Source organism: Pricia antarctica (assembly GCF_900101815.1).
Taxonomy (GTDB): Bacteria; Bacteroidota; Bacteroidia; order Flavobacteriales; family Flavobacteriaceae; genus Pricia; species Pricia antarctica.
In genome coordinates this window covers 662,544-686,802 of record NZ_FNAO01000001.1, presented here as the reverse complement: position 1 = coordinate 686,802, position 24,259 = coordinate 662,544, and the positions used below count along the sequence as shown (strand labels likewise).

Genomic DNA, 24,259 nt, shown 5'->3' with positions numbered 1-24,259 from the left:
AGTTGATAGTGATGAAAAAGAGGGCGCTACTTTCGACAGGAACCGCCCTCTTTGATTTTTAGTGTTCGCTCGGTAGCAATAAGGTACCGTCCGTAAAAAATAGGCGCAACTTGTCCAGCGGAAAATCCGTAGAATGGTATTTGTGCGTCTCCAATACGTTCCCGTTCCCGTCGCCATATTCGATTATCGCCTCGTAACCGATGGCATCCTGCTGGTCCTCCGACAGTTTTTTAAAGTCGATGGTAACGAAATAGCTGCGGTCCATCAGGCTTTTGGCGATGACCGATACGTCCGTTACCAACCAAAAGCAATTCGCTACATCCGCTAAATATTTGATACCGTCCGTAAACCGTGTGTTCAAGAGCGGTATGCTGTGGAACGTTTCCGTACCCGTAAAGGTTTCGAGGTTGTTCCTTAGTTCCGATGGGCTTATCTGTGTTTCCATTTTTTTGTTTTTAAAAGTTAAAAAAGAGGGCTTGACCTTGCCGGGTCTTGCCCTCTCCGTTTCAGTTCACGTTAGGCAGCCTTTTCGCTATCGCCTTTGAAACCCAACAGTACAAGCTCGTTAACGACGACTTCCGTGATATAGCGTTTTTCGCCTTCCTTGGTCTCGTAATTGCGTGAGGTAAGTTTGCCTTCGACCGCGATCTGTTTGCCCTTGCCAGCATACTGTTCGATAATCTCTGCGGTCTTTCCCCATGCCACGATATTGTGCCAATCGGTAGTCTGCACCTTTTCGCCTTTGTCGTTCCTGTAATTTTCGTTGGTGGCCAACGAAAAACGGGTTACTTTTTTACCGCTTTCCAATACGGTCGTTTCGGGTTCGTTCCCCACGTTGCCAATTAATTGGACTTTGTTCCTGAGTGTACTCATGATTAAAATATTTAAGGATTTATATGGTACCCGTACGACCATCGCACAGGCATTGAAAACTGATTTACTTATTATATCCGGAGCGTTTTCCTTCTTTTTGTTCTTTAACTTTTGTTCCGCTTCATTTTTGAGGATTCGATATGATTTCATGGTTCCTGTTTTTGATCTACTTCCCATAGGGCCGGTGGCGTTACCTTTTTTTGTTGCTTTATGTGATACAATATCCGGGCTTGGTAAGGCGTATAAATAGTGGAACGTAGCTGGAGCACAGCGGAAGCGTAGTGTAACGGTTTATGCCGCCGTCCAAGTACGGATGTTGTTTTTTTGCCATCAAAAAAAGGTAACGGTGGCGGTTCGGGCAGCAGGTCGAAAACCCCGAACGGTGAAATATCCAACCCTCTTGAAGCGGAACAAAACGAAATGACGAAATTCAGGTGAAGCGGACTCTGGTCCGGATTTTAGAGGAAGAATGCGGTACTTTGGATATGACAAACGCCTATGATTCTATATAAGTGTGGGATGAGCAGGAGGGAATCCTAAAATTCGGGCCAGTGTTCAAGATTTTGGTACGAAGCTCTTTGCCCTGAATGGAGAGTAGCGGAATGGAGCGGCAATGTGCTGAGGGAATGGGTGCAGTAGGCTACCCCATGGATAAGGTTTATTCTTATTATGACTGGAGAGACAATGTCCGCCATTTGTTCAATCCCCTATTTTCGATTTCAGGGTATCGATAGTATATGGGGTATAGTAACGAAATCATATTTTTCGGATATTGGTGTGTGCCTTAATCGATGGGATTTAATCAAGAACCAGCTGTTGTTTGAACAGGTTTGCTTCCACTTTGCTGAAATTTAACTACAAAAAAATCAATATGGATAAACTTTTAATGGATGGAAGGTAGGCCTGTTTTTGCGTGCAAATTGCGTGCAAATGAAAAAAGCTTCGAAGCTAAAAAGCCTCGAAGCCCTGATTTTACTTGTGGTCCCACCTGGGCTCGAACCAGGGACCACCTGATTATGAGTCAGGTGCTCTAACCAACTGAGCTATAGGACCGGCTTTTTTCAAAAGTGAAGGCAAATTTAAGTATTTGCCGTCAACGGGCAAAGTAATTTTCAGGTTATTAGAAAAGCCACTATTTGCGATCCATTCTCAATATTACGGAATATCTTGACATAGCTCTACAAGCACCCCGCCAGAACTTTTGGGATGCAAAAAAACGACCAATTTATTATCCGCCCCCCTTTTCGGCTCTTCGTTCAAAACGGTGAATCCTTCTGATTTTAAGCGTTCCACCTCGACTTTAATATCGTCGACCGCAAAAGCGATATGGTGCACCCCCTCTCCCCGCTTCTCCAAAAATTGGGCTATTGGGCTATTTTTGTCCAAGGCTTGCAAAAGCTCGATTTTACTATCGCCCATCCTAAAAAAAGACGTTTTAACCCCTTCGGATATTACTTCTTCCGTTTTATAGGATGCCGTTCCCAGCAGTTTTTTATACAGGGTATTGGAAGCTTCCAGATCCCGTACCGCTATGCCGATGTGTTCTAGTTTTTTCAATTTTAAAAGGTATACGCCTTAGTTAAGGTGAGCCGGATAATCCAAGAGTACTTGCATCTAGACTTCCCCCATAAAACAGACGGTCTATCAACCCATCTTGAAAGAATTAAATTTTCATGACTCATGGTTATTGAGACTCTCGACTTATAGACCAGTACACGTTTAAACCGAATAATTTTCGCACAAAGTTCACAATGCCGGTAACGGCCCGAATAAGGGGACTTGTCTCTTCCACTAAAATACGTTTAATTCTCCGTATTTTTGCGTTATGGAAACACAACGACAGAAAAAGATTGCAGGCGTTATACAAGAGGATATTGCGGATATTCTGCAACGTTCCGCTATTGACGGGGGGTTGAAGGGAACTTTGATTTCCGTAACCAAAGTGTCCGTACCCACTGATCTTTCTTTGGCCAAGGTCTATCTCAGCATTTTTCCGAACAAAAACGCGCAAGAAATCATCGAGGGTATTACTTCGAACCAACCCTTGATCAAACATGAATTGGCGCAGCGCACCCGACACCAATTGCGAAGGGTGCCAGAACTATCCTTTTTTTTGGATGATTCGTTGGATTATATAGAAAACATAGAAAAGTCTTTGAAGGGCGATGAAAATCCGATTGAAAATCGGGATTTATTGGCCAAAAGGAAAAAAATCTAAACCTCTGTTTTTAAACCCATGCTGTCTTGAATTTTCCGTTCTACATCGCCAAACGTTATGTGCGCTCCAAGAGCAGCCAAAATGCGGTGAACGTTATCAATTTCATTACCTTTTTGGTCATCGTGATAGGTTCGGCGGCCCTTTTTATAGTACTATCCGGCTTTGCGGGATTAAAAACCTTTAGCCTGTCCTTCAGCAGCACTTTCGATCCAGATTTAAAAGCCGTTCCTATAACCGGAAAGTTCTTTACCCTCTCTCCCGAACAAGAACAAAAACTACAACAGATTGATGGTGTAACCTCCTACGCCAAAGAATTGGAGGAACGAATGTACTTAAAGCATAAAGAGAAAGGCTTCATAGCCTCCATTAGAGGAGTGGATTCCAGCTACAACAAAGTGACCGGCGTCGATAGTACTATTCTTTACGGTACTTGGCGTATCAACCAACAGGATGCGGTCGCAGGTATCGGGGTTGCGAATATTTTGGGGACTACCGTCAATCAATACCGAAGTCCGATAGTCATCATGGCTCTAAAACCGGGCAAAGGCTCCATCACCTTTCAGGATATCAAAACAAAACCACTCGTGCTAAGCGGGATTTATGGAATAGAGGAGAATCTCGATAAAAAATACGTTTTTGCGGATTTATCTTCCGTGCAAAAGCTGTTGGATAAAGACAGCAATTTAATTTCAGGCATTAATTTCAAGTTGGATGGTGCTGCAGATATTACATCACTAAAAAGTCAAATTACCGCAATTTTAGGAAACAACATCATCCTAAAAAACCGACAAGAACTCAACAGTTCACTACATAGGATGCTGAACACCGAAAATTTGGCGACCTACCTTATTTTTACACTTGTACTTATCATCGCCCTCTTCAATGTGGTCGGCGCAATCATTATGATGATATTGGACAAACAACAGAATTCCAAAACACTGTTCAATCTGGGCGTAACCATCAAAAAATTACGGCGTATCTATTTTGTCCAGGGGATTTTGGTGACGACCACCGGCGGCATCATTGGCGTTGCCCTGGCCTCTCTGCTCATCTGGTCACAATTGGCCTTCGGTTGGTTAAAGATTACGCCCTCGTTGGCCTATCCTGTGGAATATCAGTTGATCAACGTGGCAATCGTTCTCGCTACCATTATGGTTTTAGGGATAATTGCCTCTAAAATTGCCAGTAGTCGAATTACGAAAAAATTAATTGCCGCTTAGGGAAGTTGTTGCGACAGAAATCTAAGTTTCGGCGAACTCAAAATCCCCGAATCGCTCCATCACCTCATCGAACGCGGCAAAGACGTCGGCGGATTCGTCACTGGTAACCATCTTCATACGGTATTCCTTAAAATGGGGAATGCCCTTGAAGTAATTCGTGTAATGGCGACGGGTCTCGAAAACACCAAGTTTTTCGCCTTTCCAAGCTATGGCCATTTGTAGGTGGCGGCGGGCAGCTTCGACCCGTTCTTCCATAGTGGGCGGCTCGGCGTGGGTACCGGTCTCGAAAAAGTGTTTGACTTCCCTAAAAAACCAAGGATAACCGATGCTGGCACGGCCGATCATGGCACCGTCCAGGCCGTATTCGTCACGCATGCGCATGGCGGCCTCGGGAGTGTCGATATCACCGTTGCCGAATACCGGAATATGCATACGTTGGTTGTTCTTAACCTCGGCAATGGGCTTCCAGTCGGCATTGCCCTTGTACATCTGGGCGCGCGTACGGCCGTGTATCGCAATAGCCTTGCAGCCAACATCCTGTAAACGCTCGGCAACCTCCACGATTTTTATGGAGGTATCGTCCCATCCGAGACGGGTCTTCACCGTAATGGGAAGATGGGTTCGTTCGACCATGGCCTTGGTCAGGGAGACCATCAAATCGATATCCTTTAAAATGCCTGCTCCGGCCCCTTTGCTGACCACCTTTTTAACGGGACACCCAAAATTGATGTCGATGATATCGGGATTGGATTTTTCAACGATCTCGATGGATTGCAGCATCGAATCCAAATTGGCGCCAAAAATCTGGATACCAACCGGGCGTTCCCTTTCGTAGATATCCAATTTCATGACGCTTTTGGCGGCGTCGCGGATCAGACCTTCTGAAGATATGAATTCCGTATACACCACATCGGCACCTTGTTCCTTGCACAAAGCACGGAAGGGCGGGTCACTGACGTCTTCCATCGGGGCGAGCAGAAGTGGGAAATCGGGAAGTTGTATGTCGGCTATTTTGGGCAAACCTATTCAATTTTAAGGAGTGCAAAAATACAAAATTAGAGCCTATCGCCCTCATCGGTATTCCTCGATTTGTAATTGTCCCTGATTTTTGTATTGCCGAATTTGTAACGGAGGCCAAAAACGAACAAACGGTTCTCGGCCCTGCGTAGCGAAGTGCCGCTTTGGTCAAGGTAGTTTCGGGTAGTGAACTCGTTGCCCTGATTGAATATATCCTCGACACCCAAAGAAATGCTTGTTTTTTTATTCCATAGTGTTTTTCTGAACAAGAGACTCAAGGAACCAAAGCCGTCGTATCTCAAATTTTGGGAAAGCTTAGGCCCCGTGTATAAAAAAGTAAGGTCGGCGGTCAAAGACTTATCCCTTAAAAAGCTAAAAGCGTTGCTGGTGCTTACAAGCCAGGTGAACATTTGGTTTTCTACTAATCTGTTAGTCCCTAAGTTATCGAAGGCTACCGTTTCATCGAAAAAACTGGCCACGAGAAAGCAGTTCCAAAAATCGGTAACATCCTTATTTATTAATAAATCGATGCCATAGCTGGTATTCCTTTTGAGATTGGAACTGATAAATCTCAGCAAGCGAAGATCATTGTCTTGAAAAATCAGATCGCCCAGTCCGTTATTTATGTGTTTATAGAACAATTCGACCGTATAGCTGCTCTTAAAGGTATAGCCGCCAGCCAGATAGTGGCGCGTCGCAGGTTGAAGGTCAGGATTGCCCTCTACGGTCGAGAAATTACTCTGAAAAACCAAAAAAGGATTGATGTCGTCGTATCTAGGTCTTTCTATCCTTCGGTAATAATAAAGATTAAAATCGTGTTTTTCGTTGGGTGTAAATTGCAACGAAAATGAAGGGAAAAGCTTTAGGTAATTATTTTTTCTGCTTTGTGTACCAACATCGAGTTTGCCATTGGTCTCGGTATATTCGGCGCGCAGTCCCGATTTGAAATTCCATTTATCCCAATTGGCACTATAAGAGGCATAAGCGGCAAAAATCGATTCGTCGTAGCTGAAATTTCCTGTCTCCATGGGGTCGACACCCGGCCTATCGCTGTCAAAGCCCTGTTGGGCCACTTTACTTTCCGAGGTAATCCCGGCATATCGTAAACCGGACGCGAAGTTGGCCGATTCGCCTAATGGGGTTAGGTAATCCCCCTGTACGCTGTAAAGATCGATACGCTGTCCAGAATCCGTGGAGAAGTCGTTTCGGCCGGCGGGGTTTCCATCCAAACCAAGAAAAACCGTTTTCAGGTCCTGTCCGCGTTCGTAATCGTAATAGGTATAATGTGAATTAAAGGAAATTTCGGCTCCTTCCTTTCCGAGCTCATGTACATAATCCAAATAATAGGAGGTGTTCAGTTGCCGTACGTCCGAATCGTTGATGGTATTGAAACCGGATAGCGTATCGCCGACAATCGCCGTTTCTGTATCATAAAACAGTGTTTCTTCGGGCTGGTAAATCGTTATCGTCGAAAGGCTCAATTTGTTTTTTGAATCAAAATCATAGTCGAAAAAAGCGGAAATGTTATGTTTTTTACTACGTTTTAGGTTGTCTTGTTCCGCCGTCCAGGTTGAAACGACGGAGTTGTTTTCTATGAAATTTGTGAGGTCGGTATATGTAACGACCTCTCTATCATGGTTAAAGCTGTAGTTGACCGAAAATCCCGTTCTTTTTCCCTTGAAATAATGATCGGTGCCTATGCTGTGCTTCGGAAGTATTCCTTGCTTATATCTATTGTATACAGCACCGTTATATCCCGCCACCAAGTTCTTTTTTTTTCGGATATTGATAAGTATGCCGTCTTCGGCGCTGTATTTTGCCGGTGGGTTGGTAATGACCTCGATGGCCTCTACATCACTGGCCGAAGTGCCCGATAAAAGATTGATGATATCCTCCTTGGGCAAGTTTACCTTCCGCCCGTTGATTAAAATGCCCACGGCACTGCTGCCCTTTACGGTCAATTTATCGTTTACGATAATCACATTGGGGGTGCGTTTAAGCACGTCCCAAATATCGTTATCGCTCATTGCCGTATTCTCGATATTGAAAACGAGCCGGTCGACCTTTCTTTCCAATCTGGGCTTTTGGGAGGTCACCACTACTTCATCCAAAGTTTGTGCCTCTTCGTTCAACTGTATCGGTTCTAGAATGACATCGCCATTTACGTCTATTTTTTTGAGCGCCGATTCGTTTTCGATATAGCTAACTTTGATAAGATAGCTGCCTTTCGCTACTCCTTCGATTTCAAAATTGCCGTTGTTTTCAGAGGATGTGCCGTTCACCAAAGTGGTATCGGCAACGTTCAAAAGCTGCACATTAGCGTAGGGGATTGCCTCGTTCTCCAAATTTTTGACCGATCCGGATATACTATATTCCTGAGCTGAAAGCATACCGATGGAGTACAAACTGAGGAAAAAGGGGTAAAATAGGTTTTTCACGATGGGGGCAATTGATTCTAAGCCAGGGCATTGTAAAACTACTATTTTCTAAGTAAAATCCTACGCATGTCGTATGTTTTTTAGAAAATTTTGCCCGTGACCTCTACGGCATAGTATGACTGGGATGTAAGCCAGAAAAATAAGGCAAAGAAAAAGGACGATGTCAACACTCTAAAATAACCTATCTTTGCAGGCTATCAAAGCAGTTGACCCCTTTATGAAGAATATCCGTAATTTTTGTATTATCGCCCATATCGACCATGGCAAAAGCACCTTGGCCGACCGCCTTCTCGATTTTACGGGCTCCGTGACCGACCGTGAAAAAAAGGAGCAGCTTTTGGATAGTATGGATCTCGAGCGCGAGCGCGGCATTACTATTAAAAGCCATGCTATACAGATGGATTACATGCACAATGGCGAACCCTATGTTTTGAACCTCATCGACACTCCGGGCCATGTCGATTTCAGTTACGAGGTTTCCCGATCCATTGCCGCCTGCGAGGGAGCGCTTTTGGTAGTCGATGCCGCACAGAGTATTCAGGCGCAGACCATTTCTAACCTCTATTTAGCTTTGGAAAATGATCTGGAAATCATTCCGGTACTGAACAAGGTCGATCTGCCCAGTGCCAACCCCGAGGAAGTTACCGATGATATTGTTGATTTATTGGGATGTACCCATGAGGATGTAATTCCCGCCAGTGCGAAGACCGGTTTAGGAATACAAGAAATATTGACCGCCATAATCGATCGAATTCCCGCTCCAAAAGGAATTCTTGATGAACCCTTGCAAGCCTTGGTGTTCGATTCCGTTTATAATCCGTTTCGCGGGGTGGAGACTTATTTTAGGGTCATCAACGGCGAAATCAAAAAAGGACAGAAAATAAAGTTCGTCGCCACGAATAAAAATTATTTCGCGGACGAGGTCGGCACCCTAAAGCTGACCCAGCATCCAAAGCAAAGCATAAAAGCCGGCGATGTCGGCTATCTGATTACCGGCATCAAGGATGCCCGGGAGGTAAAAGTGGGCGATACCATCACTGACGCCGCAAATCCCACTAAAAATCCCATAGGAGGTTTTGAGGATGTCAAACCTATGGTTTTTGCCGGCATCTACCCCGTAGACACCGAAGATTTTGAAGAGCTTCGTTCGTCCATGGAAAAACTGCAACTGAACGACGCATCTTTAGTCTTTCAGCCCGAGAGCAGCGCCGCCCTCGGCTTCGGATTCCGATGTGGATTTCTGGGGATGCTACACATGGAAATCATTCAAGAGCGCTTGGAACGGGAGTTCGATATGACCGTAATTACCACGGTACCGAACGTTAGTTACCATGCCTTTACCAGAAAAAATCCCGAAAAACCCTTAATCGTAAACAACCCCAGTGATCTGCCCGACCCATCGGGCATAGACCGTGTCGAAGAACCTTATATCAAAGCGACCATTATTACCAAGGCCGATTTTGTCGGCAATGTCATGTCTCTCTGTATCGAAAAGCGGGGCATTATTACCAATCAGACCTATCTCACCACGGAGCGGGTCGAGCTGACCTTCGATATGCCCTTGGCAGAAATCGTATTCGATTTTTACGACCGTCTAAAAACGGTTTCCAAAGGCTATGCGTCTTTTGATTATGCGCCTAGTGGTATGCGCGTATCAAAATTGGTACGGGTAGACATTCTGTTGAACGCCCAACCGGTCGATGCCCTTTCAGCCCTGATCCATTTCGACAATGCGCAGAACATCGGGAAGAAAATGTGTGAAAAGTTAAAGGAACTCATCCCTAGACAACAGTTCGATATTCCTATTCAGGCCGCTATCGGCGCGAAAATCATATCCCGTGAAACGATAAAGGCCCTCCGAAAAGACGTTACCGCAAAATGTTATGGCGGCGATATTTCACGAAAGCGAAAACTCTTGGAGAAGCAGAAAAAAGGAAAGAAACGGATGCGCCAAGTCGGAAATGTAGAGATTCCGCAGGAGGCTTTTATGGCGGTATTGAAATTGAATGATTAAAAAGCCTAATGAGATAGCTTGAGGTTTTACGAAAAAAGAATTTTTTTGTTGCTATAACCCCTTAAGAACTTGATCGATACCTGAATCTGACCCGTCCCGAGAATCCCATTATCTTTATGAAATCATTGAACAAAGAGGTGGGCAAATAAATATTCTATACCGAATGTCCGTAGGCCGCTTTGGTTAGAAAGGCTAACTGGAAATTCAAGATAAAAGACATCCTAAAATTGGGATGTCTTTTTTTTGTGCGAATTGTAATAAGAAACGTATTTAACTAAATACCCTTCCAAATTGAGCGTTGAAGTATTGCCTTTATGCAATTCATATCATATTCAAACTTATGCCTAACATGTCTTGACTATAGGTTTTGGCAAGAAAAATCATATTCCGCAGACGAAATCCAATCCCATATACTTTTTCCAATTTGGATGAAGCGTGTACGCCAATTAAATCATCAGAGATTCTATAAACCGGAATATGTAGTATTTTATTTTATTAACTCTCCGAATATTCTTATATTCAAGACAGTTGATTGTAAGATTTTGACTGCCAAATATAATAATAAGCACCTTGAACCGTTGTAGAACAATATTATTAACCAAAAACTCATTTTATAATGACAAAATTTAGAACGTTACACATTTTTCTCATGGTATTCGCCTTGTTTGCGCTAAACTCCTGTGATGAGGATGAAGGAAACATTAACTTGGCGGAAAGCGAAATAAATTCGGTAAACGATGTCATCGCCGCAAACGGTAACTTATCATCCTTAGGGGCCGCCCTTAAAGCAGCTTCTGGCGACTTGCCTACCACCTTGCAAGGAGCTGGTCCATTTACGATTTTTGCGCCAAAAAACTCGGCCTTTACCGCATTGGCCAAGGAACTCGGATACGCAAATTCGACAGCATTATTGGACAATATCGACCCTACATTGCTATCAACGATCCTGACCTACCATGTAGTGGCCGGTGAAGCCGACGCTGACAGCCTTACCGATGGCCAGGCTTTGTCTACGGTAATGGGTGACGAACTCACGGTAAGCATTGACGAAGACGGTAATATTCAAATATTGGATGCCACCGATTTACCTCAGACCGAAACAGGCGCTGCAGTTTCTTTTAGTAATTCCTCTGCGCCTAATGGTATCGTTCATTTTATAGATAAGATTCTTTTACCGCAAGGGGTCATCGAAACCTTGAGTATTGAAGTCCGGCCTACTATCTTGGAATGGGCGACCAGCACCGAGGATTTGACTATATTGGTTAGCGCCTTAAAAAAGACCGATTTAGTAGGTACTGTAACGGGATTGGATTCAGCTACAGTATTAGCGCCGAACAATGCTGCCTTTGCAGACCTTTTAGAGTCGCTGGGTGATGATTACAACAGCTTGGATGATTTCGATAACGCTACCGAAATCGCTCTGTTGGGTGATATCTTGAAGTATCATGTGTTACCCTCTAGCGAATTGATGGCCGGTCAAGCGGATACGGCTTTAGAGGAAAACTCTGTTGAGGTTATTGCTGAAAATGGCGGTTTTGCTTTCGGAGACGCCACAGCTGTAAACGCAGGTACGGTGACTGCCGATATCGCAGCCAAAAATGGCTTTGTCCAGATTATCGACAAAGTGCTTTTGCCACAATCGGTCCTTGACTTTTTAGCATTGCTTCAAACCGAAGATTTAGCGTCTATAGTAACAAGAGAACCCGGCTTAAGTACATTGGAAGAGGCATTGGCCGCTACCGATCTTGTCACTACTTTTGCTGACATCACAAATGAGAGCTTTGTTCAGGGCGAGGATGAAGAAGATGACGATTTCGCACAACGCAGCACCCCTGAAAATTTCACCTATTTCAAACCAGCTACTGTTCTTGCTCCGACCAATGCCGCTTTTCAAGTGTTATTGGACGCAATGGGAGCTGACTACACAAGCATAGCTAGTTTTGATACGGATGCAGAAAAGGCGCTTCTTAAAGAAATCTTGCTTTACCACGTGATAGAAGGAAAAGTGGCTAGTGCCGATTTAGCCGCTGGGGATATAACTACTGTTGCCGGGAGTGATATAAGCATTATCAGTGTTGTCGGAACAGATACTTTTGTTATCGGGGATGCAACCAATAATGTCAACGCGAATATAGCTTCTGCGGATGCATTGGCCAGAAATGGCGTAGCTCATGTTATCGACAAAGTCTTGTTGCCAGAAAGCGCCGTTGCCTTCATAAACTCTTTGAACGAGGATGATGGCATTAACTAAATAATATCTCTTTAAGACACTTTATTATGTCAATTACGATAAAAGGCATCCTGTTTATAGGATGCCTTTTGCATTAAAATAAACACCCCTTCCATTTCAAAATTGGAAGACAGCTTTAGAAAATACAGGCCGTACTAAGCAACTTCCTGTATATAAAATCAAAAACGCAAGCACCAAAAAACAAAAAAGTCGGTTGTCATGGTGATACTCCCCTTTTATCGGAATTAACACATCCCAAAACAATTTTTTACATCGATTGCTGTTTTAATCGGATACCTTTTATAAGAGTTCATTATAAAAATTCAGCCCCCAAATCCATGATGACCTACATAGCACATTTTACGGCCAAACACCGCGTGGTTGAAATCGAACAGCATTCCATTTTTATATGGCGACAAGAGAGCGGCGAAGTCGATAAGGAACTCTTGGCGAACAAGATTATAAGAGAATCATCGATCCACTTCTTTCGACTGGCATCTGGAGACAATTACGTCATCGAACAAAACGATATTTCAATATGTGTCCGTAAAGCTTTGCCCTTTTCGGGCTAATATTCAAAAACTAAGGAGCTGTCTAGAAATAAAGTGCCTTGATTACAGGGAGATATTTTACGAAACTTTGAAAATCAGGACCTGATTTATCGGAAGGCCCCTTTTTATGCAATCCTAATTTTCATTAAGTTCTTCTGTAGCATCTAGGTCTTTCTCGACTACTTCATCATCTTCATCATCCAACGATTTTTCAACGTCAATAATTTTTCCCAAATAGACCAATTTAGAGCCTTCGGTGATGTCATTGAATTCAGTGCTGTACGAAGAAATGATCTTTAAATCGCCTTCAGGGGTTTTTAAGAGGATAGGTATCGTGTAATTTTCGGCCTTTATCATTTCGATCAAACCTTCATAATGTTCTTCATCCTTCAGTTCGATTTCGTGTACGGCAGGATATTTTCTGGCGGTCTCGGTCATTTTGATAAAGTCGTCGGTGTGGGAAAATAGACCCTCTTTTGGATTGTTTTCAGGGTCGTTCATCTCCTCCGCATTTACAAGGCGAAACGATCCGTTTTCCCCAAATTGCTTGGTAAATTTCTCTATGGCATATTCATTGATATCGGAGTTGCCGGTCAAGGCCATCAGATAGCCTATGTCGTTCAATTCGATGTTATCGGTCAACGTATCGGAATAGATATTCGCCGTCAACGCTTCCAATCCCAATTTTGTAGCCTTCGCCACGTTGTTCTGGTTGTTGTCTATTAAGACCACATGCCGGTTATTTCTATGGATGTAATCCGCAATCAGTCGCGATGCCTTTGAGGCCCCAAGAATTAGAATGCCCTCTGATTTCGTCAAAAATACGCCTACCATTTTTGCAAAAACCCGCGCCGTTGTGGCATTCAGCAGTACCGTACCCAGAACGATCATAAACACCAAAGGGGTAATATATTCCGCCCCGGGTTCTCCGCCCTGAATGAGTTTTGATCCGAAGAGCGAGGCGATACCCGCGGCCACGATACCCCTGGGACCTACCCAACTGATAAAGATCTTTTCGTTCCATTTGAGTTTAGATCCCCAAGTGCTGAGAAATACCCCCAAAGGCCTAATCAGGAATACGATGATGGCGAACAGAATAACGGTATTCCAATTATAGAGCAATTCCAGATCCGCAAGGTTGATGTTTGCCGCCAAAAGGACAAATAATATGGAAACAAGCAAGACGCTTAGAGATTCCTTAAAATAGAGCAATTCCTTCAAATTGGGCAGGTTAGAATTGCCCATGACCATCCCCATGATCACTACCGCCAATAGCCCGGATTCGTGCGCAAAGGCATCAGAAACCACAAAGACCAACAATACCGTCGAAAGTGAAACCACGTTGAGCAAGTAATGGGGAACAAACTTTTTCTTGATGGCGAACATCAGTGCATGCGCGAACGTAAAACCGAAGGCAAAACCGAACAGTAAGATTTTTCCGAAATCTATGAACGCAGTCTTGGTATAGGCGTGTCCCTCGCCCACGCTAATAAATTCGAACACCAAGACCGCCACTAACGCCCCAAGGGGGTCGATTAAGATCCCTTCCCATCTTAGAACAGCGGACACATCCTTTTTTAAGGGGATGTTCCTGAGGATGGGCGTAATAACCGTTGGACCCGTAACAATGATCAAAGCCGAAAAAAGAAAGGATATCTGCCAGCTGAGATCAAAAAGAAAATGGGCGGCAATCCCCGCGAAAAAAAAGGTGACTGCACTCCCCACGGTTATCAACTTGGTGATTACCGGCCCAATGTTGGCAATATCGCCGCGCCTCAGCGTAAGCCCTCCTTCAAAAAGGATAATACCGATGGCCAAGGAAACGAAATAGTACAGGCTTTCGCCGGGGAACAGGCCTTGTTCACCGTTCCATATCGGTTCTATCAATTTTTGACCGTTTTCGGTTAACAATGTCGCGATAGGGCCTACCAAAAGCCCGATCAATATCAAGGGCAAGATAGCTGGCAGCTTAAAACGCCACGCAACCCATTGGGCAATGATTCCGAGTACGACGATTCCGGCCAGTTCTACCATAGATTACAATTTTTTTGAAAAATACTCTTTTTATTTGAAAGTAGCGGTTCTTACGGCGAACTCCATGCGGAATACATCAAAATAAAGATAGAAAGAGCCATGCAATTTTAGGGGTAGTATCGGAACACACAGCATATCAAGGATAAACGATTATTTTACTCGTTGCTTTAATGGCGGTATCGATCTTAACGGCCAGGTTTTCCATAGTCCGCGTATAAGATACAGATCCGTCCCTAGCGGCCACGATCACGCAAAGATCCTGTGGGCCGGTTTTATGGGGATTTTCAACGAACGATTCCCAATGCGACAAATCGTGAAAAGTCGATTTATTGTTGATCCGGCGTGATTTTAAAAACTTGAGGATGCCCTTTTGCGTGTTTTCGTTACAATAATAGTGAATGGGTGTTGTCAATTCTTGAGATAGCTGTGCCATTTTTAGCAACCAAATACTGAAACCGCTTTCCAGTTCCCCCAATGCGGGAACGGCTACAACTAGGCGCTGGTGATTGGGTAAGGGCTGTTCAAAATGACATATAAAAATAGTCTTTCCGGTGCCGCCAAGAATAATGTCCATCTTTCCGCCAACGATTTTATCCATGAATCCTGTCTTTCGTGGCCATCCTAAAATAATGATGTTCGACATAATTTCTTTTGCGACCCTGGCAATTCCGCTTGACGCATTGTGGTCTATCGTTGCAATCACCTCTACGGAAGATTCCAATGCGGTCGTTTCGTAGACAAAATCCTCCAACGTCCGGCGGGCAGTAGCAATATTATTTTCGGCTTCCGTATTATTGGGTACCACGGTCAAAATCGAAATAGGGAAAGTTGACCTTTTTTCTTTTATTAAAACGGCAAATTCAAGCGCCCTTTCCATATTGGCCGTATTAATGATAGGTATAAGAAGCCTTTCAGCCGCATTGGTTTCTGAACTCCGTACTTCATCCGCCTGCCCTGTTGAAATCAGCACCTTTTTGGCAGCCCGTTCGGTCGCGAAAGAAGCAACTACGCAGGTAACCAAAATCAGTACAATGGTCCCGTTCAGTATGTTAATGTCCAGAATACCTTCGCGATATCCCACCAAAATGATAGCCAGAGTTGCCGCCGCATGTGCATTGCTCAGACCAAAAATCAACTGCCTTTCCGATTTTGAATAGTTGAATACTTTTTGGGTAAGGAACGAAGCCAGCCATTTGCCGGAAATGGCTACCACAATCAGGGCTCCAGCAACGATTAGGGCCCACGTCCCGTTAAAGAGGACACTCACATCCACCAACATCCCAACACTGATTAAGAAGAAGGGAATAAAAAGCGCATTGCCGATAAATTCGATGCGATTGAACAGCACCGAACTATTTGGAATGAGCGGGTTTAAGGCCAATCCGGCCACAAACGCTCCAATAATTGCCTCAACACCGGCTAGTTGCGCCAAGAAGGCCGCAAGAAAAACCATCGAAAGCACAAAAATAAAATGCGCGTATTTTTCACTGGCCATTTTTTTGAAGAACCACTTCGTGATTTTAGGCACGATATAGAACATAATCCCCATAAAAATGGCCAAGGATAGGATCAAGCGTATCCAAAATTCCAGTGAAAGACTTCCCTTATGCGCCCCGACGATAACGGCCAATAGTACTAGAACCGCTGTATCGGTAAGAATCGTCCCCCCCACCGTGACGGCGACAGCGGGGTTATTGGACACCCTCAGCCTACTCACGATAGGGTAGGTCACCAAAGTATGTGTGGCGAACATGCTGGCCGTTAAAAGACTGGCATAAAAATCGTAGTCCAGCAGAAAATAGCACACGGGAAATCCGATGCCGAGGGGAATCGCAAAGGAGAAGAATCCGAAGGTAATGCTGCGGTTCCGATGTGCCTTGAACTCGTTCATATCGAGTTCTAGTCCGGCTATAAACATGATGTAGAGAAGACCGACCGTCGAGAAAACCTCGGTAAAAAGTCCTTTTTCCAGTAAATTGAATCCGTGCGGACCAATAATCGCCCCAGATATAATCAGCCCAATAATACCGGGTATCTTCAACCGGTTCAACACGGTCGGAGCGATCAAAATGATAAAAAGTATCAAGGAGAAGATCAGCACCGGGTTCTGCCACGGCAACCTAAAACTTTCTGAAATATCGTCCATACGAATGGGGTTTTAGGGATGTTATATCCGGAAAGGTTCGGCAAGGCTAAAATAGTGTATTTTTTGGCAGGATATTCTTTGGTGAAAGCTTGGTGAAAATTTAACAGAAGTGTATGTACTGGGAATAAAACCTAAAATTTTTATGCTTCATCCTTTGAAACTAAAATAGGATTTGTTTCCATCCTGAAACCGAATAAAAGCCAGTTCCGTAAATGAATCTAATCATAGTTTTCTTAATTTGCAGACTCCTATTTTTCAATTATGACCCTCTATCCCATAGAAACCGGTAATTTCAAGCTCGACGGCGGTGCCATGTTCGGCGTGGTGCCAAAGAGCTTGTGGCAAAAAACGAACCCTGCAGATATCAACAATATGATCGATATGTCGGCCCGTTGCCTTTTGATCGAGGACGGCGACCGGTTGATATTGATCGACACCGGTATGGGCGACAAGCAATCCGATAAGTTCTTTGGTTATTATTACCGTTTTGGCGATTTTTCTTTGGATGGATCGTTAGCTAAACATGGCTTTCATCGCGATGATATTACCGACGTGTTCCTGACCCATTTGCATTTTGACCATTGTGGCGGATGCATTAAATGGAACAAGAATCGCACGGGATACGAAGCCGCTTTCAAAAACGCTGTCTATTGGACGAACGAAGCCCATTGGGAATGGGCCATTCATCCGAATGCCCGCGAAAAGGCATCCTTTTTAAAAGAAAACCTACTACCTATGCAGGAAAGTGGGCAGTTGAAATTTTTATCCGTTCCGGGTCCCCTACCCTCGAACACCGATTCCCCCGAAAGGGGTGCCGCATTCGTCGATATTCGTAAAGGAAGCTTTGTCGAAAACTCCGAACTAGGCTTTGGTCTATTATTTGTAGACGGACATACCGCTAAACAGATGTTGCCCTATATAGATTATCAAGGGAAAAAGCTGGTCTTCGTTGCGGATTTACTCCCCACGGTGGGCCATATTCCCCTGCCTTACGTCATGGGATTTGATACCCGACCGCTGTTGACCTTAGAAGAAAAGTCCCGATTTTTGAACGCCGCGGCCGAAAATGGGTATTATCTGTTTTTGGAACATGACGCACGTAATGAAATCTGTACGGTCAAAAATACGGAGAAGGGGGTACGGCTTGATACCGTTTTTAGTTTTAGCGAGATTTTCAGTTGAGTGTCCTCTGTGAGACTCACTGGTTCTCTGTAAGGCTCTATGAAATTGCCGTTTTGCCGGGTTTCACTGAGCAAAAATACTCCCATCGAAATAAAGATACCAATCATTACATTTTACGCGGAATGGCATCCTTTTATAAATCTTAAAAAAATAATGTCCCGCTTGAGTTATCGAGTTTACGACAACCATAGTTACTAAACCTGATCAAAATCGTATACGAAAAATGCGAAGCACAAGCATTTATTGGTACTATGAGGGAGCGTTTGAGAATGTTATACCAAATAATTGAGCCCTATATAACAAACCCGAATTAGTGATAATCAATACTTCCACAGTAACGCTTTACGCCATGATTTGACATAAAATGTGTAAATTGCCTGCTGCAAAAAATCATACGGATACATTTCATCCTCTTAAAAATCATAAAAGAGATATAATTCATACCTCAAAAGACCCTTAAATCTTATCTTTGAGGCCTCAAAACGGCAAAACTAATCGTTCGACAAGTCCAATTGCAGTTGTCCCAATACGTTAACGGTGTGGTAGTCCTGCCCTTTGGAAAGAAAAAAATAACCCTTAGCATAAATCCCTTACATGACACAAAAATTCCCTCAATTCCTAGTAATTCTTTCAGCTTCCTTTTTACTAATGGGATGCGGCGCTACCACATTAGTCTCGACGCCCATCGAAAATATCGACAGCACCCCACTCAAAATATCGGACCTGACCGACGCGGAAAAAGAACACTGGGGGCATCTTGACCTGGTCACCGACACCATACCCGGTATGAGTGTGGACAAAGCTTATGATGAACTCATCAAAAATAAAAAAGGAGACAAGGTCATCGTCGCGGTACTCGACTCCGGTATTGACCTCAAGCACGAAGACCTCGCAGACGTACTTTGGACGAACAAGGACGAAAAACCCGGCAATAATAAAGATGATGACCATAACGGCTACGTCGACGATATCCACGGTTATAATTTTTTGGGCGATTCATACAATGAGCAACTTGAAGCCGCCCGAATTGTCAGGCTAAAACTCGGCGATGCGGCCACGCAGGCCAAGGCCAAGGCGCTAGTCGACAAAAAATACGCCGATGCCCAACAGCAAAAACAGCGGTACGAACAGATTCAGCAAGCCGTAAAAAATGCCGATACCGCGGTGAAAAAAGAACTCGGTAAGGAATCCTATACACAAAAAGACCTTGCAGGCATCAAGACCGAAGATGCGGCCATGCAGCAGAACATAAGCATATTGACCCAAATGCTGACCTATGAGGACAGTATTGAAACCGTTCTGGAGCAATTGGAAGAGGGTGTCGCGCATTTTACCGAACAGATCGAATACAACTACAATGTAGCCTTTGAAGGAAGAAAAGTAGTGGGTGACAATCCGTACGACATCACTGATTTGGGATATGGCAATGGAAATCCACAAAGTACCTCTGATGATGAAAGCCATGGCACCCATGTCGCCGGTATCATTGCCGCCAAACGCGGTAATGGAAAAGGAGTCGAGGGCGTTGCCAATAATGTAGAAATCATGAGCATTCGTGCCGTTCCCAACGGAGATGAGTACGATAAAGATATTGCCTTGGGCATTCGCTATGCCGTAGACAACGGTGCCAAGATTATCAACGGTAGTTTTGGAAAGGCTTTTTCGCCAAATGCAGAATGGGTCTACGATGCCATTAAATATGCAGCAGATAAAGACGTGCTTTTTGTACATGCCGCAGGTAACGAGGGCGCCGATTTGGATGACCCTGCCAATCCCAACTTTCCCAATGATCAAATTGACAATGGTCCTGAAATTTCAGACAACGTGATTACCGTTGGCGCATTAAACTCCGACTACGGTTCGGAAATGTTAGCTTCTTTTTCTAATTACGGAAAGGTCAATGTCGATGTTTTCGCGCCTGGCGATGCCATTTACTCCTCGATGCCGGGTAACGACTACGAGTTTCAAGGAGGTACGTCAATGGCGGCTCCGGCCGTTGCAGGAGTTGCGGCATTGATCCGTTCGCAATTTCCAAAATTGACGGCGCCCCAGGTTAAGCATATCTTGATGGAATCAGGTCTCGCACCACAGGCGAAAGTGGTTTTGGGAGGAGACACCTCTAACACGGCAACATTCAATAAAATATCGGTTTCAGGAAACATTGTGAATGCTTATAATGCATTGATAATGGCTAGCAAAGTGGCCGCGGGAGAGATTTCATTGTAATGCCGATTTACGCATATCGCCTGGTGCTATACACTTTGCAATTTGTACGGGGCACGGGGATTTTGTAATTACCCACAATTATAAACCATTGAGTATAAAAAATGAGAGTTTTTAAATTATTTTCTTTCCTAGTCGGATTTTCAGCCCTTTCATACGCCCAAAGCAATACCTCCTATTGGCAGCAACATGTTGATTACACCATGGAGGTCAATATGAACGTAGCGAATTATCAGTATACCGGTTCTCAACAATTGATTTACACCAATAATTCGCCCGATACCCTAAAGCGCGTGTTCTACCATCTTTATTTCAACGCCTTTCAGCCCGGTAGCGAGATGGATATCCGGTTGCAGAACATCAAAGATCCTGATAAACGTATGATGACGGAGGGTGGAAAAAGCAGAATTTCTGCGCTATCCGAAGATGAAATGGGCTATTTGCATCCCTCATTCCTATTGCAAGACGGACAAAAAGTAGACTTTGTCGAAGAAAGTACCGTTCTTACGGTTCATTTGGCAAAGCCCCTTCCCCCCGGAGGTAAAACGACTTTCGAAATGGGGTTCCGCGGGCAGGTCCCACTTCAGATCCGTCGTTCGGGGCGTAACAGTGAGGAAGGTGTGGCATTATCCATGAGCCAATGGTACCCGAAATTGGCGGAGTATGATTTTGAAGGATGGCATGCCGACCCTTATATCGCTCGCGAATTCCACGGCGTCTGGGGCGATTTCGATGTAAAACTTACCATCGATAAGGAATATGTGGTCGGAGGAAGTGGTTATTTACAAAATCCTCAGGAAATAGGTCACGGGTACGAAGCTCCGGGTACCAAGGTTAAGCGACCCAAAGGAAAAACATTGACTTGGCATTTTAAGGCGCCCATGGTACATGACTTCATGTGGGCCGCCGATCCAGACTATCTGCACGACACATTGCAAGTCGAGAACGGACCGATGTTGCATTTTCTGTACAAAAACGATAAGGAAATCCTTGAAAACTGGAAAAACCTACAGCCCAAGACCGCCGAACTGATGCAGTTTTACAATAAAAATATCGGGGAATATCCATACGACCAATATTCTGTGATACAAGGGGGTGACGGTGGAATGGAATATGCCATGTCGACCCTGATAACCGGAGAAAGAAAATTCGGGAGTCTCGTAGGTGTAACCGCCCATGAAATGGCGCACTCCTGGTTTCAGCATGTGTTGGCCACCAACGAATCGAAACATGAATGGATGGACGAAGGCTTTACCACCTTTATTTCGACCTTGGCGATGAACAAGGTCATGGAAGAAGGCAAGGAAAATCCATTTGAAGACAGTTATAAAGGCTATTATAGTCTGGTCAATTCAGGACTTGAACAACCGCAGACCACGCATGCGGACCGCTATAATGTCAACTACGCCTACGGAATTGCCGCCTATAGCAAGGGTTCTATTTTCCTCTCCCAATTGGGTTATGTAATAGGACAGGATAAGCTGATGAAAACCATCCAGAATTATTATAGGGATTTCAAATTTAAGCATCCCGTACCCAACGATATAAAACGGGAAGCTGAAAAAGTCTCCGGTATCGAGCTCGATTGGTATCTAACAGATTGGACGCAGACGACCAACACCATCGATTATGGCATTAAGAATGTTGTAGCGGACAGCGGTAAAACTAAAATCAGCTTAACGCGAACCGGACAAATGCCGATGCCTTTGGATATTCTGGTCGTTTATAAGGATGATACAAAAGAAACGTTTTACACCCCACTTAGGATGATGCAGGGCGAAAAGAGTAATCCCTATCCACAAATAAACCGCACGGTATTAAAAGACTGGCCCTGGGCTTTTCCTACTTACGATTTTACAATTGACAAACCTTTAGAAAGTATAAAGGCGGTCGTAATCGACCCTTCACAACTTATGGCCGATGTCAAGCAAGAGGATAATGTGTGGCAGGCTCAGACCCCCTAGTACCATGGACACCACCTATCCCAAAAAAGAAAAATTGAAAAGCAGGAAGCTAATAGACCAGCTTTTTGCCCAAGGGAAATCGGTGTCCAATTATCCCATCAAACTTATCTATCTGAACACCGAACTCCCTATAGATGTAAAGATTCAGGCGGGGGTAGCCGTACCCAAAAAAAACTTTAAAAGTGCCGTTAAGCGCAATCGTATCAAAAGACTGCTTCGAGAAGCCTACCGCCTGAACAAACACCTCGTTTTTAACAATAGCGAAGCCTATTTTGCGTTTCTATTTTTATACCTTGGGAAGGAGATGCCCACATATCCCGAAATTGAAAAGGCGATGAAGGGGGTACTTGCGGGATTTTCGAAGAAAGTTGACGATTGATTCTTTAAATACATGCCATGAAAACACTGCTCAAAAAACGTGTCTTAATCCCTGTCTTGGCGGTTACGTTATTTCTAGCCGGCAGCAGTTTCGTCAAAAGCGACTTTTTCGAGATTGCCAAACAGATTGAAATCTTTACCACATTGTTCAAAGAGTTGAACATGAACTACGTCGACGAGACCAACCCTGCCGAGTTGATGGATACCGCCATAAAGAACATGCTCGAAGATTTAGATCCGTATACTACGTTTCTTAATGAACAGGATGTCGAAACGTATCGCATCAACAATGCCGGCGAATACTCCGGTATAGGAGCTTTAGTACGCTCGTACGAGAACAAGCTATTGATCGTTGAACCGTACAAAGACTATCCAGCGGACAAAGCGGGATTAAAAGCCGGCGATGAAATCCTGAAAATCGGCGATATCGAGGTCCCTGATTTCAAGGACAACGCCAGTGAGTTGTTAAAAGGGGCCAACGATACTTCAGTCGAAGTAACCTATAGCCGACAAGGGGAGACCAAAACAACTACAATTACCCGAGGAGCGGTAGAGGTCGATGCCGTACCCTTTTACCAAATGATCGGCGATAAAACGGGCTATATTGTACTATCAAAATTCAATGCAAAGGCCTCGGGCCAAACAAAAGACGCATTGGTCGATCTAAAGGGCAAAGGAGCCGAAAAGATTATTTTAGATCTTAGGGACAATCCCGGCGGCTTGCTATCCGAAGCTATCAACGTGACCAATCTTTTTGTGAACAAGGGCGAATTGATCGTTACCACCAAATCGAAGGTCAAAAAATTCAATAGCGAGTACCGAACCAGAAACAACCCTGTGGACACCGAAATTCCCTTAGTAGTTTTGGTCAATGGCGGCAGCGCGTCTGCCAGCGAAATCGTTTCGGGCGGCCTTCAAGACCTCGACCGTGCGGTTATCATGGGCGCCCGAAGTTATGGCAAGGGCCTAGTGCAGCGTCCTTTAAAATTGACCTACGGCACCCATCTTAAAGTGACCATCAGTCGGTACTACACACCATCCGGCCGATGCATTCAATCCCTAGATTATTGGCACCGTGACGACGACGGCAATGCCGTAAAAAAAACCACGTTCAACGACTTTACCACCCGCAATGGCCGAAAGGTTCAGGACGGTGGTGGCGTGTTACCGGACCTCGAAATTACATCGGCCAAAGCGAACGAGTTGACAACAGCTTTGCTCAACAACCATGTTATTTTTGATTACGCCACGAACTATTATTACCACCACAAGTTGCAAAATCTTGATAGCTTTAAATTTTCGGAAGGCGATTATCAGGACTTTAAAACCTATGTTTCCAAAAGCGATTTTTCATATGAGACAGAGACCGAAAAAGCACTGAAAAAGGCCATGACCGACCGTGAAGAAGTCATTTTCAACGACGCCATCGAAAACGATTTTAAGACCTTGTTGTTGGACATTGAAAAAAGTAAGATTACCGCTTTGGAGGACTTCCAAAAAGAAATCCAACAGAAGTTAGAGGACGAAATCGTAAAACGCTACTTCTATCGGGAAGGTCTTTACGACTATTATTTAAAGAACGACGAGACTATTTTAGCGGCTACCGGTTTGCTGGCGGATGAAGGGAAATATTTTGGGCTTTTGAAATAACCGCTTCTGTTAGTAGGCCGTCCTCCTAAAATAAATCAACAAAGAGAATTTTGTTTGATTCCCGATTCATTTGGGCGAAGGTCACATATGGATATGCGGTCGGGAAAATCAACAGCTACGT

General features: G+C 44.3%; 17 protein-coding genes and 1 tRNA gene. 10 read left to right on the top strand and 8 right to left on the bottom strand.

Annotated features, from left to right (window positions below; all coding sequences use genetic code 11):
- Positions 1-58 precede the first annotated feature (58 nt).
- From BLT07_RS02815 to mce, 4 genes are all read right to left on the bottom strand, one after another.
- The gene (locus BLT07_RS02815; protein WP_091865472.1) at positions 59-445 is read right to left on the bottom strand and encodes a DUF6876 family protein; all 387 of its coding nucleotides are present in this window, start codon (positions 443-445) and stop codon (positions 59-61) included.
- 71 nt (positions 446-516) lie between these two features.
- A complete protein-coding gene (locus BLT07_RS02810) occupies positions 517-873 on the bottom strand; it encodes a single-stranded DNA-binding protein (RefSeq protein ID WP_091865655.1) in 357 nt (118 codons plus the stop codon).
- Positions 874-1,852: 979 nt separating this feature from the next.
- A tRNA-Ile gene (locus BLT07_RS02800) sits at positions 1,853-1,926 on the bottom strand.
- Between the two features lie 102 nt (positions 1,927-2,028).
- Positions 2,029-2,430, bottom strand: coding sequence for a methylmalonyl-CoA epimerase (mce, locus tag BLT07_RS02795; protein WP_091865466.1), 402 nt, complete (start codon positions 2,428-2,430; stop codon positions 2,029-2,031).
- A gap of 268 nt (positions 2,431-2,698) precedes the next feature.
- Here mce and rbfA point away from each other — a divergent pair, with 268 nt between their 5' ends.
- Complete coding sequence (rbfA, locus tag BLT07_RS02790) at positions 2,699-3,091, top strand: 30S ribosome-binding factor RbfA (RefSeq protein ID WP_091865463.1); 393 nt, start codon at positions 2,699-2,701, stop codon at positions 3,089-3,091.
- Between the two features lie 26 nt (positions 3,092-3,117).
- A complete protein-coding gene (locus BLT07_RS02785; protein ID WP_091865461.1) occupies positions 3,118-4,311 on the top strand; it encodes an ABC transporter permease in 1,194 nt (397 codons plus the stop codon).
- A 21-nt stretch (positions 4,312-4,332) separates the two neighbouring features.
- On the opposite strand, the gene dusB is transcribed toward BLT07_RS02785, so the two are convergent.
- Together dusB and BLT07_RS02775 are read right to left on the bottom strand one after the other, a co-directional pair.
- Entirely contained in the window at positions 4,333-5,331 is a 999-nt protein-coding gene (dusB, locus tag BLT07_RS02780; protein ID WP_091865458.1) for a tRNA dihydrouridine synthase DusB, read from the bottom strand.
- Positions 5,332-5,366: 35 nt separating this feature from the next.
- Positions 5,367-7,766: an outer membrane beta-barrel family protein gene (locus BLT07_RS02775; RefSeq protein WP_091865455.1), complete on the bottom strand. Its 2,400-nt coding sequence runs from the start codon at positions 7,764-7,766 to the stop codon at positions 5,367-5,369.
- Between the two features lie 217 nt (positions 7,767-7,983).
- On the opposite strand from BLT07_RS02775, the gene lepA reads away from it, so the two are divergent.
- From lepA to BLT07_RS02760, 3 genes are all read left to right on the top strand, one after another.
- Positions 7,984-9,780 (top strand): translation elongation factor 4, encoded by a 1,797-nt coding sequence (gene lepA, locus BLT07_RS02770; RefSeq protein ID WP_091865453.1) that lies wholly within the window; start codon positions 7,984-7,986, stop codon positions 9,778-9,780.
- A gap of 616 nt (positions 9,781-10,396) precedes the next feature.
- The gene (locus BLT07_RS02765; RefSeq protein WP_091865450.1) at positions 10,397-12,031 is read left to right on the top strand and encodes a fasciclin domain-containing protein; all 1,635 of its coding nucleotides are present in this window, start codon (positions 10,397-10,399) and stop codon (positions 12,029-12,031) included.
- A 317-nt stretch (positions 12,032-12,348) separates the two neighbouring features.
- On the top strand, positions 12,349-12,582 hold the full coding sequence (locus tag BLT07_RS02760; protein WP_091865447.1) for a GTP-binding protein LepA: 234 nt from the start codon (positions 12,349-12,351) through the stop codon (positions 12,580-12,582).
- Between the two features lie 114 nt (positions 12,583-12,696).
- On the opposite strand, the gene BLT07_RS02755 is transcribed toward BLT07_RS02760, so the two are convergent.
- Positions 12,697-14,595: a cation:proton antiporter gene (locus tag BLT07_RS02755; protein WP_091865445.1), complete on the bottom strand. Its 1,899-nt coding sequence runs from the start codon at positions 14,593-14,595 to the stop codon at positions 12,697-12,699.
- A 136-nt stretch (positions 14,596-14,731) separates the two neighbouring features.
- Entirely contained in the window at positions 14,732-16,741 is a 2,010-nt protein-coding gene (locus BLT07_RS02750; protein WP_091865442.1) for a cation:proton antiporter, read from the bottom strand.
- Positions 16,742-17,002: 261 nt separating this feature from the next.
- Between BLT07_RS02750 and BLT07_RS02745 the strand changes: the two genes are divergently transcribed.
- From BLT07_RS02745 to BLT07_RS02725, 5 genes are all read left to right on the top strand, one after another.
- Positions 17,003-17,923 (top strand): MBL fold metallo-hydrolase, encoded by a 921-nt coding sequence (locus BLT07_RS02745; protein WP_091865439.1) that lies wholly within the window; start codon positions 17,003-17,005, stop codon positions 17,921-17,923.
- A 594-nt stretch (positions 17,924-18,517) separates the two neighbouring features.
- Complete coding sequence (locus BLT07_RS02740; protein ID WP_091865437.1) at positions 18,518-20,149, top strand: S8 family peptidase; 1,632 nt, start codon at positions 18,518-18,520, stop codon at positions 20,147-20,149.
- A gap of 101 nt (positions 20,150-20,250) precedes the next feature.
- Complete coding sequence (locus BLT07_RS02735; protein WP_091865434.1) at positions 20,251-22,110, top strand: M1 family metallopeptidase; 1,860 nt, start codon at positions 20,251-20,253, stop codon at positions 22,108-22,110.
- A gap of 4 nt (positions 22,111-22,114) precedes the next feature.
- Complete coding sequence (rnpA, locus tag BLT07_RS02730) at positions 22,115-22,489, top strand: ribonuclease P protein component (protein ID WP_091865431.1); 375 nt, start codon at positions 22,115-22,117, stop codon at positions 22,487-22,489.
- 17 nt (positions 22,490-22,506) lie between these two features.
- A complete protein-coding gene (locus BLT07_RS02725) occupies positions 22,507-24,138 on the top strand; it encodes a S41 family peptidase (RefSeq protein WP_091865428.1) in 1,632 nt (543 codons plus the stop codon).
- The last annotated feature ends 121 nt before the right edge of the window (positions 24,139-24,259 follow it).